Annotated in this window: 11 protein-coding genes and 4 pseudogenes; 4 read left to right on the top strand and 11 right to left on the bottom strand. The window is 57.2% G+C overall.

The window, feature by feature from the left end:
• Nucleotides 1-33 precede the first annotated feature (33 nt).
• From IGS75_RS05775 to arfB, 5 genes and pseudogenes are all read right to left on the bottom strand, one after another.
• A pseudogene (locus tag IGS75_RS05775) lies at nt 34-468 on the bottom strand (transposase); the annotation flags it as partial.
• Between the two features lie 29 nt (nt 469-497).
• Nucleotides 498-1,835 (bottom strand): IS110 family RNA-guided transposase, encoded by a 1,338-nt coding sequence (locus tag IGS75_RS05780; RefSeq protein WP_202256526.1) that lies wholly within the window; start codon nt 1,833-1,835, stop codon nt 498-500.
• Nucleotides 1,836-2,151: 316 nt separating this feature from the next.
• Nucleotides 2,152-2,748 (bottom strand): annotated as a pseudogene (locus tag IGS75_RS05785) (transposase); the annotation flags it as partial.
• A 134-nt stretch (nt 2,749-2,882) separates the two neighbouring features.
• Nucleotides 2,883-5,525 (bottom strand): TonB-dependent receptor plug domain-containing protein, encoded by a 2,643-nt coding sequence (locus IGS75_RS05790; RefSeq protein WP_141352868.1) that lies wholly within the window; start codon nt 5,523-5,525, stop codon nt 2,883-2,885.
• A gap of 279 nt (nt 5,526-5,804) precedes the next feature.
• Nucleotides 5,805-6,227, bottom strand: coding sequence for an alternative ribosome rescue aminoacyl-tRNA hydrolase ArfB (arfB, locus tag IGS75_RS05795; RefSeq protein ID WP_202257896.1), 423 nt, complete (start codon nt 6,225-6,227; stop codon nt 5,805-5,807).
• 398 nt (nt 6,228-6,625) lie between these two features.
• On the opposite strand from arfB, the pseudogene IGS75_RS05800 reads away from it, so the two are divergent.
• Nucleotides 6,626-7,088 (top strand): annotated as a pseudogene (locus tag IGS75_RS05800) (transposase); the annotation flags it as partial.
• Here IGS75_RS05800 and IGS75_RS05805 read toward each other — a convergent pair.
• Both IGS75_RS05805 and IGS75_RS05810 read right to left on the bottom strand, forming a co-directional pair.
• A pseudogene (locus IGS75_RS05805) lies at nt 7,055-7,171 on the bottom strand (IS5/IS1182 family transposase); the annotation flags it as partial. The pseudogenes IGS75_RS05800 and IGS75_RS05805 sit on opposite strands and share 34 nt — an antisense overlap.
• A 108-nt stretch (nt 7,172-7,279) precedes the next feature.
• Nucleotides 7,280-8,224 carry a DMT family transporter gene (locus IGS75_RS05810; RefSeq protein ID WP_228123956.1) on the bottom strand — a complete coding sequence of 315 codons (945 nt, stop codon included), beginning with the start codon at nt 8,222-8,224 and terminating at the stop codon, nt 7,280-7,282.
• Nucleotides 8,225-8,617: 393 nt separating this feature from the next.
• Between IGS75_RS05810 and IGS75_RS05815 the strand changes: the two genes are divergently transcribed.
• Nucleotides 8,618-9,001 (top strand): hypothetical protein, encoded by a 384-nt coding sequence (locus tag IGS75_RS05815; protein WP_174787581.1) that lies wholly within the window; start codon nt 8,618-8,620, stop codon nt 8,999-9,001.
• A gap of 19 nt (nt 9,002-9,020) precedes the next feature.
• On the opposite strand, the gene IGS75_RS05820 is transcribed toward IGS75_RS05815, so the two are convergent.
• On the bottom strand, nt 9,021-10,931 hold the full coding sequence (locus IGS75_RS05820; protein WP_141352864.1) for a prolyl oligopeptidase family serine peptidase: 1,911 nt from the start codon (nt 10,929-10,931) through the stop codon (nt 9,021-9,023).
• Between the two features lie 150 nt (nt 10,932-11,081).
• Here IGS75_RS05820 and IGS75_RS05825 point away from each other — a divergent pair, with 150 nt between their 5' ends.
• Nucleotides 11,082-11,681, top strand: coding sequence for a DedA family protein (locus tag IGS75_RS05825; protein WP_174787583.1), 600 nt, complete (start codon nt 11,082-11,084; stop codon nt 11,679-11,681).
• A 23-nt stretch (nt 11,682-11,704) separates the two neighbouring features.
• Nucleotides 11,705-12,676 carry an SDR family oxidoreductase gene (locus IGS75_RS05830; RefSeq protein WP_202257897.1) on the top strand — a complete coding sequence of 324 codons (972 nt, stop codon included), beginning with the start codon at nt 11,705-11,707 and terminating at the stop codon, nt 12,674-12,676.
• Nucleotides 12,677-12,777: 101 nt separating this feature from the next.
• On the opposite strand, the gene hemJ is transcribed toward IGS75_RS05830, so the two are convergent.
• Genes hemJ through hemE form a run of 3 tightly spaced genes read right to left on the bottom strand, consistent with a single transcriptional unit; the run spans nt 12,778 to nt 14,983 of the window.
• Complete coding sequence (gene hemJ / locus IGS75_RS05835; RefSeq protein WP_202257898.1) at nt 12,778-13,224, bottom strand: protoporphyrinogen oxidase HemJ; 447 nt, start codon at nt 13,222-13,224, stop codon at nt 12,778-12,780.
• Nucleotides 13,221-13,925 carry an HAD family hydrolase gene (locus tag IGS75_RS05840; protein WP_202257899.1) on the bottom strand — a complete coding sequence of 235 codons (705 nt, stop codon included), beginning with the start codon at nt 13,923-13,925 and terminating at the stop codon, nt 13,221-13,223. Before IGS75_RS05840 ends, hemJ begins: the two co-directional genes overlap by 4 nt.
• Nucleotides 13,922-14,983, bottom strand: a complete 1,062-nt coding sequence (hemE, locus tag IGS75_RS05845; RefSeq protein WP_202257900.1) for a uroporphyrinogen decarboxylase — start codon at nt 14,981-14,983, stop codon at nt 13,922-13,924. The genes IGS75_RS05840 and hemE overlap by 4 nt, the downstream gene beginning before the upstream one ends.
• Between the last annotated feature and the right edge of the window lie 150 nt (nt 14,984-15,133).

The raw sequence follows: 15,133 nt of genomic DNA on the forward strand, positions 1-15,133 counted from the left end.
TGAGCAGATCGAGTGCTGCCCCCCGCTGTATTGCTACGCGGCGGCGTTTATCCGCTCCAGGAAGCGGAAGCGGCGCATGTTGTAGACGGTATTGGCCAGACCGATCCGCGTGGTGGACTGGGTGATGCCTACGGTTCGGATGAACAGTCCCGTCTGCGATTTCTGATCGGCAAAGACATGCTCGACACGCGAGCGGATGACCGACTTTCCAGCATTGGATCACTGGATATGCCGAGGTATCGGTTTGAGATGCGGCTTCTTCCTGTGAACCTTTGAGACAAAGCCCTGCTTTTCCATGAAGTCTTCATTGGCTTTTGAGCGATACGCCGTATCAGCCCAAACGCCTGAGGCTATATTGGTTTTATCCAACAGGCCCTCGCGTAGTCTGGCATCATCGCTGGCTGCGGCATTCGTCGTCTTCCATTTCCCGATAAACCGAAACTTCTGGTCGATGGAGACGTGATCTTGTACCGAGAGCGCAAGCAATTTTTCCGGTTTCAGGAGTTCTTTTCGATCCGATTGGAACGACGTCCTGCTCTGATGTTTTCTCCGACAGTATAGCGCTCCAGAATGATGGCTTTTGCTTCACACATGGTGATGCCGTTTCCCTCCCTGTCGCGCACTTCATAAGGCTTTCCTCGTTTGAGAACGCTGAAGATCCGGTTCACAATACGATTGGCAACGGCACATAAAGCCTGTTTGTGATGATGACCTTTCGCAGTCATCAGCCTCCAATAAAGTTCTGCCAGTTCAGGATCTGTTTTTCGTGCCGTATCAGCAGCAAGATAAAGTGCGTGTTTGATGCGGTTATTGCCACCCTGGGTCAGGGTCTGGCCCGCTCGCTCCACACCACCACTATCAGCCCTCCTGGGAAACAGGCCACAAAAACCCCGTAAATGTTTTTCGGAATGAAACCGCTCAATGTTCTGCAAGATACCAATCAGGGTCGGTGCGAGATGACGGCCGACACCCGGAATACTGAGCAGAAGAGCCTGTGGGTCGAGGTGTTTGTAGAGATCTGCAATATGCTGCTCAAGATTTCCAACTATTTGAATTTTCTTCAGAACATTCTCAATTTCCGTCGCGATTTCGAATTGCAGTTCCGAAAAATCAATGTGTGTCCCATGAAGGTTCTGGGCGTATTGCGCTGCTTCACGTAACCCTGTGATCAGCGTTTCCACAAAAGGCCCACTGCGCGGATGGTTCCCTCCCGCATGAGCTCCAACATATTTGGCGAGTGTCGTACGACGCGCCTTCAAAACATCCGAGGGGTGAAACCATTTCTGCAACAGGGCCAAAGAGAGCCGTGTTCCTAAGTCAGGCAAGACTGCTTCAAGCCTGGGGGATGCCCAACGAATGAGATCAAGCAGGCGCCGCCTGGCATCCGCGATCTCGTTCTGAAAGCGGCTTCTCTGTTTGGTTAGACGTTGAAGAGCGTGGCTTTGCGGATCCGGAATGTGGACTGGATCAAGACGTGGTCCACCAAATGACGGTATGGCCGCCAGGATCTGGGCATCAGCCATATCCGTTTTGGCGTGTTCGGAAAGGTAGCGGCGTAGAGCCTTGACCCGTTTTCCCTTGACGCGAGCCACGGTGACGCCAGCATCTGCAAGATGGTGGGCAACAGGAAACCAGCTCATACCGGTTGGCTCCATGATGGCCTGAATGTGGTCATCCGCCCTCAGCCCCATCACGGCTGTCTGAACAAAAGCGGCGAGTGAAGGCTGATCGTGCCTGAAACGAATTGCACGGCCATTAGGGCGGCCATCGTCATAGATCTGAGCGAGGTGATCTCCGCGAATGGCCAGATCAATACCAATGGTACGGAATGTCATGGTCGGTCCTTTCTGGTGAGGGAACCAACGCTACGGTCACAGTCAGGTGTGTCATTCGTGGCCGATCAACTTCACTCAAAGCAGACGCCACAATCATGTTACTCTTGCCCCGTCAGCGCGGCCGGACCGGGTTCATGCTTCACAAAAGACGAGACGATCGGCGGATCTCTCAGGGACTTCAGCCCCGAACCGGCCTGGTTCGCTCTGAGAGTATAGACCCGGTTCCCGGCATGCCGGGAACCGGGTCTGATCCACAAGCACGTCTCCGAAGCCTGTGCTTCTCCGACTTTCTCCATGGCATCAAACCCGGTCCCGCTATCGATACCTGGGATTTGTAGCCAAAGAATGGGATAGCGAGATCGCTGGAGGGCATGGTTCCATCATCCTGCCGCTTCGCCTTCGTGAACTTCATTGTCCAGCGCGCATGACGATCCTTGTGCGACAGCTTTGCGGGTTTGTCCTGCCAGTCTTCAGGAATACGTCCTTCCCAAAGGTTGCTTTTCTCTGCGTTGGAGTTCTGCTTTGGAGCAGCCACCAGCGTTGCCTCCAGGATCTGGCCCGACATCGGCAGATAGCCTGCGTCAGACGTTCCCTGAACAGCCAGAGTGTTCTGGCATCAGGCATGCGCTCCGATAGGCCCAATCCCAGAAAGCACATGCACGACAGGCAGCCGTTGATCAGATATTCCGTCCGTTCATCGGACAAATTGTTCAGCGTCTGGATAACCAGGATCCTGAACATCAGCACCGGATCAAATGGCGGTCGTCCACCTTTACTGCTGTCTGAGCAGACCAAAGCCTGCTCCAGATCACGGCGGAAGACTTCAAAATCTACAGTCCGGGAAAATGCTTCGAGCTGATCACCAAGCCCACTCAGCTGAGGAAGCCGCTGCTTCAACATCAAAAAAAACCAGGCTGCCTCGCCATCCATTCCCTCAATCAATGCAGGAGAAATGGAATCACAGAACAGGTCTCAAAAGCAGAGGGTTTTTCGAACCCTCCACCTCTTTATGGAATGCCTTTTCCTGTAGATTACTCTGCAATGGGTTCAGAAGTTGGCGTTGATCCGTCCGTAGTAATACCCGCCTGTGATGGGAACCTGTAGCGAGAACTGATCGTAAATCTGGGCGCCGCGGGAGTTGTTGATCTGCGGAACACGACGGGGGCGGACGTTGAAGACGTTGTTCGCACCAATCGCCAGATGCCAGTGGCTGTTGAAGCGATAGCCGACTTCAATATCGGTAAGCCAGCGCGGCGTATTCTTGAACTGCGCAAAGCAACTGTTGGAATAGGCCAGCTTGCCGCCGCTCGGGCAGGTCAGCGTCTTGTCCGTCCAGTCAGAGTAAGTCAGCATGTCCGTGGTCTCGCCGTAACGGGTCTGGCGCACGTTGAGGTCCCATTTCCCAATCGTATAAAGCGCGTTCAGGATGATCTTGCTGCGCGGATAGGCGGTCGTGATGTAGCCTATGTTTTGCGCGTTCAGCAGCGGATTGCCGTTGGTGTCCGTTCCGTTGTGGTGCAGACGCGTCCGGTTCAGGTCCAACGCCATGCTGAGGTTCAGGTTTCCGGCATTGTGGAAGCGGAACATGTAGTCCGCCTTGATATCGAGACCCTGCGTGCGGGTGCTGGCACCATTGGTCATGTAATAGGCAGAGACATTGTCGAGAGTGATGCTGTTCAGAGGCAGGGAGTATCCCATGGCTTCGATGGCATCGACGGCGGGCTGACCGTTGACGGTACCACCGCCCACGATCCGGTCACGCAGATTGATCTGATAGACATCCGCCTCGACATGGAAATTCCTTACGGGCTCCAGGACGATGCCGCCGCTGGCGCTGACGGAGCGTTCGGGCTTCAGGGCGCTGGCACCGAGGATACGGGCGGCCGTCGAGTTGACGGGGAGCAGGCCGGAGGCACCGGTCGGGTCCACGTTCATGGCGCTGTAGTGCTGTTCGGCCAGTGTGGGCGCGCGGAAGCCGGTGCTGATCGTGCCACGGATCGCGATGCGTTTGCTCACGTCATAGCGGGTCGAGACCTTGCCGTTTTCCGTGTTACCGACATCCGTGTAGTGCTCGAATCGTCCAGCAAAATCGAGATCCCAGTGCGGGAGCGGATGGAAGTCGCCATCGACATAGGCGGCCCAGATATCACGGCTCCAATTACCGGCGCTGTTGGGGCCAAGACCGGCATAGCCCTGCGTCCCGCCCAGTTCATAGGACGGCGGAGTGCCGGCCTTAATCTGATAGGTTTCGAGACGGTGCTCGCCACCAAAGGCCAGCGTCATCGGAACGGTATGAGCGATGTTGAACTGGCGGCGGAAGTCCAGATTATTGGTCCACTGCGCCATGCGATAGGTCTCGGCACGTGTCGAACTGGGCGACCAGCCGCAGCCATCGGTCGAATAATAGGATGATGTTGGATCGGTCGAGCAGGTGCTGGCGAGCATGCCTGTATTGGCGGTGTTCTTGTTGCCAATCTTGTTGCCATCGGCACCGTAAGTGGTGCTCAGATCCCAGTCGAACCCGAGAAAATTATCGCCCTTGAGGCCTAGAGTAGCAGCGTAGTCGTTCTCTTCCGACGTTTCGAGTGGGGAGAAGCCGGCCGGATACATGGTGGGCGCGATAACGGGCGTGCGATAGTTTTCATACGCTTCGCCATGGCGGTGCATATAGGTGATGAGGCCGTAGAAATTTACGCCTTCGGTAATGGTCTTGCCGAAATCGATGGCGAGGCTTTCGCGGGTTTCTTCGGGCGTGCTCATGATTTTATTGGAATCAGCAGGTACGTTCATCGCGTTCGGAACGACACCGTTATAATATCCCGTTGTGGTGGCATTGTTGGGCCAGCTTCCGATCAAGCGGTGGTCGCGTGCGCCGACGACCATGTGGTCAGTGTGGTAGACTTCACCGCTGATGTGCAGATAGCCGTCATTGCCCCATTTCACGCCGCCATCGGCATCCACCTTGTACTGCCAGCCGTCGCCGTTATAGGCGTTCGCGCCGGTCTGTACCGAAGTGTGCATGCCGTGAGCCTGCTTCTTGGTAATGATGTTCACCACGCCGGCAATGGCATCGGAGCCGTACATTGCGGCCGCGCCATCTTCCAGTACTTCGATATGGTCGATGGCGCTGGCGGGGATCGTGTTCAGATCGGCACCCGTGGAGCCGAACTGCGGGCCAGCATCGGCCGTGATGTTAGCGGTGTTGTGACGACGTTTACCATCCACCAGAACCAGGACTTCGTTAGGGCCTAGGCCGCGCATCTGGATGGAAGACGTCAGGGCAGAAGAATCCGCGCCCATGGCCTGTACGTTGATGGAGGCATAGGTCCGGGTTAGGGCATCCGCGACGTTCATCATGCCGGAATGACGCAGCGTTGCAGCCGAAATTACGCTGACAGGAGAAGAGCTTTCGCGGGCTTTGCGGTTGGTTGCATGGGTGCCGGTAGTGACGTTGATAGTCTCGGCTTCGCCCGTGAAATTGACGTCCGTCTTCTTCTTGCGAGGTGCTGCAACGGCAGATGTGGCCATCGCGGCCGCAGGATGGGCAGCACTGTGAGTGGCGCTGCTGGGTTTCATGCTGTGATGACGTGTGGCGGGAGGCGCTGTGGTGGTTGCGGCCAGGGCAGACATGCAGGGTATGACGGAAACTGCCGTCGTTACGAGTAGGGAGATACGATGCCGGGATTTCATTATTACTATCTATACCTCCATGATACGCCGCCCTTGGGTTCAGAGGGGGTTTTTGGATAGTAATTATAAAAATTCGTTACATGAAAGTAGCAAAAATGATTCCTGCAACAGATTTTTGATCCGTTGCAGAATGGCAACAATATGTTTTTTCCCCAAAAAATGAGAAAAGAAATTCCAGAAGGAGTATGCTTTGAGAAACATATTCCTGATTGTGGGAATGAAATGAGCCAAGGGTATTATATAGAAAAGTATTTTGTTTCCTTAACGCACCAATATATCTCAATCATCCAGGCGGACCTTGCGGTTGCGTTTGATGCCGGCCCGGTGTGATTTTCCGTCAAGGCGACGCTGCCGTGCTGCTCTGCCGGGACGGGTGGCCACGCGGAAAGTGGGGCGGTGAGCCGCCTTGCGGATCAGCTCTGCCAGGCGTTCGATAACGTCCTCACGGTTCCTCTGCTGTGTGCGAAAACGGCGACCCGTAATGATGATTTCGCCATTCTGAGTCGCACGGCTGCCTGCGAGTTCAATCAGGCGTGTCCGGATGCGGTCTGACAGGGCTGGAGAGCGTGCGGCATCGAACCGGAGCTGTGCGGCAGTGGCCACCTTGTTGACGTTCTGCCCTCCCGGCCCGGAGGCGAGGATATAGGTGACTTTCAGTTCATCATCTTCAAGCTGGAGACCGGGAAGAATCTCGATGGGCATCTGTGTCTTCCTTCCGGGTTGAAAAAGGGGTGGCTACGGTCAGGACATGCAGGACGTCGCGCCCATAGCCTCTTTCCGTGCGGGAGGCCATGGAGCGAGGTGTCGCGTTGTCAGGCGTATGGGGACGAAAGCCTGTTTTTTTCCGAATGACGAAGTTGACGCCATCATGGGTTGAGGGGTAGCCAGCGTGCAGGTGAACCGGTAGCTCAGTTGGTAGAGCATTCGACTTTTAATAGGTTCTTCCTCTCTCTTCCAAAAAATCTTAAATCCTATAAATATTTGATTTTTCTTACAGTTGTACTTTTTGAGAACTGACAGCACGCTTAGCGAAGCCCTAGGCTCAGGACTGATTAATTTGATTACGGAAATCTGATTCAGGCTTTGTAAGGAGACTGGAGATGAGCGATCTGTACTGGCTGACAGACGAACAAATGAACCGTCTGCGGCCGTTCTTTCCCAAGAAGCCATAGTAAACCTCGCATCGATGACCGCCGTGTGTTGAGCAACATCATTTTCGTGAACCTCAATGGGATGCGCCACAGGAGTACGGTCTACACAAGACGCTCTACGCACTGCACGACTTCAAGCCTGCAGCTAAAAAAATGGTATCCAGGCCGCCTGATCGGTCGCACCAAAGGCGGTATGAATACCAAGCTCCATGCGGTCACCGATCAAAACGGACGACCGCTGAGCTTTTTCATGACTGCGGAACAGATCAGCGATTAAACTGGTGCCGCTGCCTTGCTGGACAATCTTCCTGCAACACAATGGATGCTGGGAGATCGCGGGTAAGACGCCGACTGGTTCATGGACGCTCTGGAAGAGAAAGCTATAAAGCCCTGCTTTTCCATGAAATCCTCATTGGCTTTTGAGCGATAGACCGTGTCGGCCCAGATGGTTGAGGTCGTATTGGTTTTATCCAGCCGTCCCTCTCGAAGATTCGCTTTCCCGGTGTTCGTGTTGCGCTGCTTTATCTTCCACCTCCCAATCAACACAAGAGTGATGGAATTACACAAAAAGCCTCAAAACCAGAGGGGTTCGAGCCCTCCACTTTATCGCGTAGACAGAGCCGTTTTTTTTGCAACTTTGCGCGCCTTGAAGCGCTCGAGACGCTCTTTCATCGCCATTTTTTCGTAGCGGATGCGCTGACGTATCCAGTTCAGCAGACCTGATGCTGTCAGCACCGCGATGCCAACGAAAGTCCAGCGGTCGAGCGGCTGTTTGAAGAGGAAATAGCTCAGCGCGACGCCCCAGGCCATCTGGCTATATTGCGGCAACGCCACGCGGTTTGCCGGTGCTCTGGCGGTTGCAAGCATCATGCAGAGCTGTCCGAGGGCGGCCAGGGAGCCGTAGCCGAACAGGTAGAACCAGATCTTTGTATTGGAAGGCCATGTAGCGTGGGCGAGCATGAGGAGACCGTTGCCGACCAGTGCGCCCATCAGGCTGGACCCGAAGAGCGACAGGCGCACGGTTTCCTTGCTGGCGATCCGGTAGGCGATCACGCTACCCGCATTGGCGCAGGCTGCCAGAAGCGCGCAGAGATGGCCTAGGTTGAGCGGGCGCATTCCCGGACGCAGCACGATAAGAACGCCCGTAAAGCCCAAAACAACCGCAAGCCACGCCCAAAACGTCACCTTCTCCCTGAGCAGCACGACGGAGAGGATCGTGACGAACAGCGGCATTAGAAAGGTAATCGACAGGGCCTCGGGCATCGAGAGCAGCATGAAGGCTTCGACGCTGGCAGCCGTGGCGACGAAAACGCAGACGGCCCGCAGAAGCCACATGCCGCGAAGCTTCGGGCGCACGACGTCTAGGTAGGATTCGTTTGATTTACGGATGAAGGGAAGAATGAGGAACCCGAACACCCCGCCAAAAAACGCAACCTCGAAAGGATCGAGACTCCCGTCCAGCAGTTTGGAAAAGGCGTCGCTGATAGCGAACGCGGAGTATGCTCCGAAGGCCAGGGCCATTCCGGAGAAGAGGGTTTTGGTGTCCATAAGACTCGGGGACTCTGACGGGAGAGAGAAGGAATCGTGCCGAAAAAATAACCCTGTGCCCTCTGAACGCATGACAGAGCGTTCGGACCTGAAAAGGGCATCGGTAATTGCGGTCAGGCTTCTTAGAAGAAGTATTATGGAAATTCAAACCCGTTTCCGGGACTTCGAATATTTTCTTTGACAGTTACGGTATAGATTAAATTATAACATTATTTTATTTATTAATAACAATTATATTGTTATTAATGCGGAACAGGGAGTGGTTAGGATAAATTGAAGAAATCGACTCTGGTGTTCCTGTTCGTTATAGAGGCCGCACTCTTTTCAATGTGATTTTCAGGGAAGCGATCTGTGCAGTGCGAATGGCGTAGGTCTTACGACAGGCTGGTTCCGATGCTGATCAAGGAGCATTTCGGAGATCCGGGTGTGATGACCCGGCAGTTTCCCTACATGAAATCGACATTCCTCTGGAAAGGGGATGATTTCATCCTCACGCCCGACGCGCTCGCCAATCCGAAGAATAAATATCATGGGCTTGAGCGGCTGGCGCTGCAGCATCATGAAGCCGGGGAGTGGCGGCTGGCCGGGGAATACTGGCTGATTGCGGCGGGTTGGCGCAAGAACATGATGGACCCGGCCGACGAGCGGCATGTGGAAGCTTTGCAGCTCGCCCTGCGCCATGTCGAATATGACAGGGCGCTGGCAGACTGGAAAAAGAAGAAGCTCAGCCGCAACGCCATGCCCTATCCCAGCCAGTTCGGACTTTCCGACGACTGAGACCGGGATCTGCCGGGCTCTATGAATTGAAAACCTGCTGATAGAAAGCGAGTTCCCGTTGCAGGGCGTCTTCTATGGTTTCGCGGGCGCGGAAGCCATGGGCTTCCTCCGGATAGACGTGCAGGGCGGAATGTTCGAGTTTTGTGCGCATGGACTCCGCCTGTGACAGGGGGACGACCTTATCTGCGCCGCCATGCAGGAACAGGACGGGAACGGAAATTCCGCCTGCCTGCGTGATGGGAGAACGTTTCAGATACACCGCCTCGTCTTCGGGATAGGGGCCGATCAGGCCGTCCAGATAGCGGGCTTCGAATTTGTGGGTTTCTTCGGCGAGAGCGCGCAGATCCGTGACGCCATAGAGGGACGTTCCGGCAGCGAAGAGGTCTGACTGTGCAAGAGCCCCCAGGACAGTCAGGCCGCCGGCGCTGCTGCCGCGGATGACGCAGCGGGCTGGGTCGGCGAGGCCGCGGTCGAGAACGGCCTTCACGCCGGCGAGACAGTCTTCGATATCCGCGACGCCCCACTGCCCGTCCAATGCTTCACGATAAGCACGGCCGAAGCCGGTTGAGCCGCGATAATTGACGTCGAGGACGGCGAAACTGCGCGAGGTCCACCACTGCACCTTGAAGGCGAAGGACGGATTGGCGCGGCCGGTCGGGCCGCCATGCGCCATGACGACGAGTGGGGGTTTTTCTCCTTCCCGCAACGCGCTGGTGCTGCTGGCTGGGGCGTAGAACAGGGCGTGGGCCTGTGCGCCGTTGGTGGTCGGAAAGGTCAGGGGTGTGGGAGTTGCGATATCGGCTTTCGTAACACCGGGCGGGAGTGTGACGCTATTGCGGAAGCGGTCGCAGGGCTCGCCAATGCGGCCTGTGGCGATGGCTGCTGGGGCATCGGCGGGGGAGTCGATCCAGGCGAAACGTCCGTCTTCGAGCGGTTGCGGGACGTTGACGGGGGTGCCGAGGGAGACATCCGTCCAGCAGCCGTTGTCTTCCAGCAGGACGTGATTGAGGCCGTGGCGGATGCCGAGGGCCAGCAGGCGGTTTCCGGGCAGGGGCGCCATGCTGCGCTGTCCGAATACCCAGTGCGGCAGGCCGATTTCGGCATTGGCGCCGTCTAGGGAGTGGGGGTGCCAGTCTGTATCGTCATGGGAAAAGCGGATGGGGGTCCAGCGGCCCGAGGCGTCGGACGTTGCGTAGAGCGTGCAGTCAGGGGACCAGCAGGGTTCGATGATGCTGCATGGTTCGGGCCCGGTCAGGTCGGTGACGGGGCCGAGCGTGCCGGTTGTGCGATCAAAGGGGGCGACGCAGAGGGTTGTGACGGTCCAGGGCATGGCCGGGTCGTTCCAGCTGAACCATGCGAGGAAGCTTCCGTCGGGTGAGGGGCGGGGGGCGGCGTAGAAATCCGCCCCTTCCGCCAGAACGGTTTCGCGTCCGTCAGAACGAACATGGACGAGAGCTGCGGCGGGCACGCCCTCACCATGAGCTTCGCGGACACAGAATACGGCGTCGGATGTGGGATCGAAGGTGAGATCAGCGTAGCGGTGTTCGGGGGTTTCGCCAGCTTCGGCCCATTGCGTGGCGGTGGCGCCATCGCTGAACCAGACCCCACCGCGTTTGCGATCACTGAAAACGACCTGCGGGACACCCTTCTTCAGGCGCACATTCCATGCGCCGCCGCCATATTCGTGCACGCGGGTGCCGACCGAGTAGCCGGGCGGGATCAGGTCGTGGATCTTTCCGTCCGGATTACGGCCCGTGATGACGGAGCGGCCCTGTTCATCCGGGCGGCTTTCAAGCCAGAAGGTCCAGTTCCCAGCAGTGCGGAGTTCGGAGAACGACAGCGTGCGACCCGCCACCAGTTCGGGCGTCACCCAGGACGGCCAGTTTCCCGATACAGAAGGGTTGGCTATGGGGGAAGGCGATGTCGTCATTTCTCATCCTGTCTCCGATGCCGTAGTATCGTAGCCGGTGGCACTCTCTTCCGCCACAGCTTGAACAGGACCAGGACACTGTTTCATCTCAGTCATTTTCTCGATCACATGCTGGTGCAGTATGGCTATGGCGTCGTCGGCATCACCGTCATGTTCGAGAGCATGGGCCTTCCTCTTCCGGCAGAAAGCGTCATCATCGCCGCTTCGCTCTACGCGGGTAGCACCCATCATCTGGAAATCCGCTGGATCGCGCTCGCGGCCGTCCTTGGCGCCATCATGGGCGACAATATCGGCTATCTGATCGGCCATCACTTCGGTTACGGCATTCTGAAAAAGCACGGCCAGAAAGTCGGTCTGACCGAAGAGCGGCTGATGCTGGGGCGGTATCTGTTCCGCAGGCATGGCGGGATCGTCGTGTTTCTGGGGCGTTTCGTCGCGGTGCTGCGCGTGTTCGTGGCATTGCTGGCAGGAGCGAACCGGATGCCCTGGCATTCGTTCCTATTTTTCAATGCACTCGGTGGCATCTGCTGGGCCGGTGGCTATGCCTTTGTGACCTATGAGCTTGGCAAGCAGATCGAGAAAATCACCGGGCCGGTCGGGATCGCCATGGCGGTCGTGGGAGTCTGCTGTCTGATCGGGGCGCTCGTTTTTCTCAAGAAGAACGAGAAGCGCCTGACGGATGAGGCGCTCCGGCAGGCCGAGGAAGACGAAAAGCGCGATGAATCGCGTGTGGACAAGAAACCGAGCTGACACAGACTGGAAGGACAGACGTCATGACACAGCCCGCCGCTCCCGCATGGTCCACGGACTCTCCTGAACGTCTGGACGGAAAGACGGCGCTCATCACCGGATCGACCGGGGGACTGGGGTTTGAGGTGGCCTGCGGGCTGGCGAAACAGGGCGCTGCAATCGTGCTGAGCGGTCGCAGTCATGACAAGGGACAAGCGGCGCTGGCACGGCTTCATGAGCGCGTGCCGTTCGTCAAAGCGCGGTTCGAACTACTGGATCTGGCGTCTCTGGCCGGGATCGAGGCGTTTGCATCCGCGATGCGCAGCCGGGGCGAGCCGATCCATCTTCTGGCGAACAATGCTGGGGTCATGGGGCCTGCAACGCGTCTGACGACGAAAGACGGGTTCGAGTTGCAGTTCGGCACCAACCATCTCGGGCATTTCGCTCTGACCGGACGGCTGCTGCCATTACTGGCGGCGGGGAATGCGACGGTCATGACGGTGGCATCTCTGGCGGCGTTGAAGGGAGAAATCCCGTTCGGTGATCTGAATGCGCGGCATTCCTACAATCCGATGGTGCGGTATCGTCAGAGCAAGCTGTCCAACCTGCTGTTTGCGCTCGAACTTAGCCGCCGGTCCGCTAAAGCGCCCTGGCCCATCCACTCGCGTGCGGCGCATCCAGGCTGGGCGGCAAGCGATATTGTCGCAAATAACGGCAATCTGGACCAATCCACGAACAAGGCCGCGCGGTTCATGCGTAGTCTGGCGCGCAGTGTCGCCAAGCCGGTGTTTCACGCCATGGGGCAAACCGTCGAGGAAGGCGCGTGGCCGCTGCTCTATGCCCTTGCCAGCCCGCAGGCGCGTGACGGCAGCTATTACGGTCCGCAGGGACCGGGGGAGCGCCGTGGTGTTCCGGGAATTGCGGGGCTTCCGGCTCTGGCGCATGTACCCGAACTGGCCGCGCGTCTGTGGACCGTCTCGGAACAAATGACCGGCGTGAAATACGGCCTGATCTGAAAGTCAAAAAAGTTTTTGGTGAAGCTTTTTTCAAAAAGCTTCAAAGACCGTCACCTTTTTGAAAAAAGGCGACACCCAAAAACTTTTATTCGGGATCTTTCTCAAGGGCGGACGATGATCATGATGACGATGACCATCATCAGGATGGTGGGGACTTCGTTGGCGATGCGGTAGAATTTTTCCTGGTGCTGGTTGCGGTCTTCGGCGAAACCGCGACGCCATGTTCCGCAGGCACCGTGAAATCCTGCGAGACCGAAGACGCAGATCAGCTTCGTCCACCACCAGCCCGCATTCCAGTCGATCAGTCCGGGAATGGAGGCCAGGGCACCGCCTGCGAGGAACGTCACGATCATGGCGGGCGTCATGATCTGGCGCAGAAGCTTGCGCTCCATGACCTTGAACCGCTCGCTCTCGTCAGAACCCGGTACCACCTGACAGTGATAGACATACAGACGCGGGAGATAAAATGTCCCGGCCATCCAAGCGATGAACGCCATGATGTGCAGGGACAGGATCCAGCTCTGATACGTCGCGAGAAAGTCAGTCATGCGGGTTTCTGGCTTTCCAGCGTCCGGCGGAGCAGCGGTACCAGCTCGTCCAGATGGGCGATACGGACCGAACCTTCGACGGGCCAGAAGGACGGGGCAGGCATGTCTTTGGGGCGAAGAAGCACACAGGCCATGCCAGCCTTCCAGGCGGCTTCTGCTCCAGTATCGCTGTCTTCGATCACAACACAGTTTTCTGGCAGGATGCCTTCGGCTTTTGCAGCGTACAGATAGACATCCGGTGCAGGCTTCGGGCATCCCATATCATTGGCGGAATGTACGCGGTTTTCCGGGAAATACTGCGACATTTCGGTACGATCGAACTTGGCGTCCATCTCCCGGATGGAAGAATTCGAGCCAACCCGGACCGGCATTCCCAAAGCCCGCATATCTGTCAGCATTTTGAGCGCTCCACCTACAGGTTCTGCGATTTTTTGCATCATCTGTACGAGATTTTCGCGCAGTTTGAATGCCGTTTCATCGGGCAAGGAATGGCCAAGTTCCTGCTCGAGTTCTTTCACGACCTGCGGCAACGCCATGCCCGCGAAGCGCTTATGCGCCTCGTCGTCCGAAATGGGCACCCCCTTGGAGCGGGCGAATTCCGCCGTAGCCCGGCAGGAGGGGCCTTCGCTGTCCACGAGGACGCCGTCACAATCGAAAATGACCAGTTTCAGTTGGCCTGCTGGGTCCAGAGCGGTGGTCATACGGAGCGTACCGCCTCAACGAGGGCTGCAACATTTTCGGGCGGCGTGTGCTGCATGACACCATGTCCGAGGTTGAAAACATGAGGTTTTCCGCGCATCGCGTCCCGGATAGCCTGGGCTTCACGGATCATTTTCTCACCGCCAGAGAACAGGATCATTGGATCCATATTGCCCTGAAGCGTCAGGCCGGGGACGGCTTTGGCCAGCAGTTCGGAGATCTGTGCCGGATCGGCGACCGTGTCGAGCGCCAGCGTGTTAATTCCGGTTTTCTGCGCATATTCCCGGACCATGATACCGCCGAGGCGCGGGAAACCGATGATCGGAGTCTTGGGATGACGGGTGCGGATGTACTCGACAATCTGGCGTGTCGGCTCGATCACGTAGCGACGGAAGGCGGAGGGCGGTAGAATCCCTGCCCAGGAATCGAACAGCATCACTGCTTCTGCGCCTGCTTCGATCTGGCCGCAGAGCATCTCGGCGGTACTCGAGGTCAGGGTGTCAATCAGGCGATCGAACAGGGCCGGGTTGGTCTGCATCATGCGGCGGGTTTCGGCGAAATCCCGCGATCCACCGCCCTCTACCATGTAGCACGAGACCGTGAACGGGCTGCCTGCGAAGCCCAGAAGTGTGGTAACGTCCGGAAGCTCTTTTGCAAGGCGGGACAAGGTCTCCCGCACTGGTGCGACGGCGTCCTGTACGCGTTTGGGGTCCAGCTTTGCGAGGTCGGTTTCGGAGCGGATGGCGCTAAGAACGGGACCCCGACCGTCAATAAATTCAAGGGGCTGACCCATGGCCCAGGGCAGGATCAAAATGTCGGAAAAAAGGATGGCGCCGTCCATGCCGTAGCGACGGATCGGCTGGATCGTCAGCTCGGTGGCCATGTCCGGGGTCATGCATCGGGTCAGAAAATCGGCGCGGTCACGCATGGCGCGAAATTCGGGGAGATAGCGGCCTGCCTGACGCATGAGCCAGACCGGAGGCGGCCAGACAGCTTCACCACGGAGAGCCCGCAGAAGCGGTTTTGATGAGAGTGAGGAAGGTGCGTTTTCCGAAATCATGCCGCCCACTAATCATAAAAGAAAAAAGAAAGAAATGCTGGAGGTTAAGATGAACCCTGTGGATACTGGGGTACCCGGCTTTCTGAAAATGTACCCCATCTTGTTCACACTGTGTACAACTCTGGAGGCCGCAGTCTGCATGGGAGTCGC

Origin of the sequence: Gluconobacter sphaericus (assembly GCF_016757795.1) — a bacterium.
In the GTDB taxonomy this organism is placed as follows: domain Bacteria; phylum Pseudomonadota; class Alphaproteobacteria; order Acetobacterales; family Acetobacteraceae; genus Gluconobacter; species Gluconobacter sphaericus.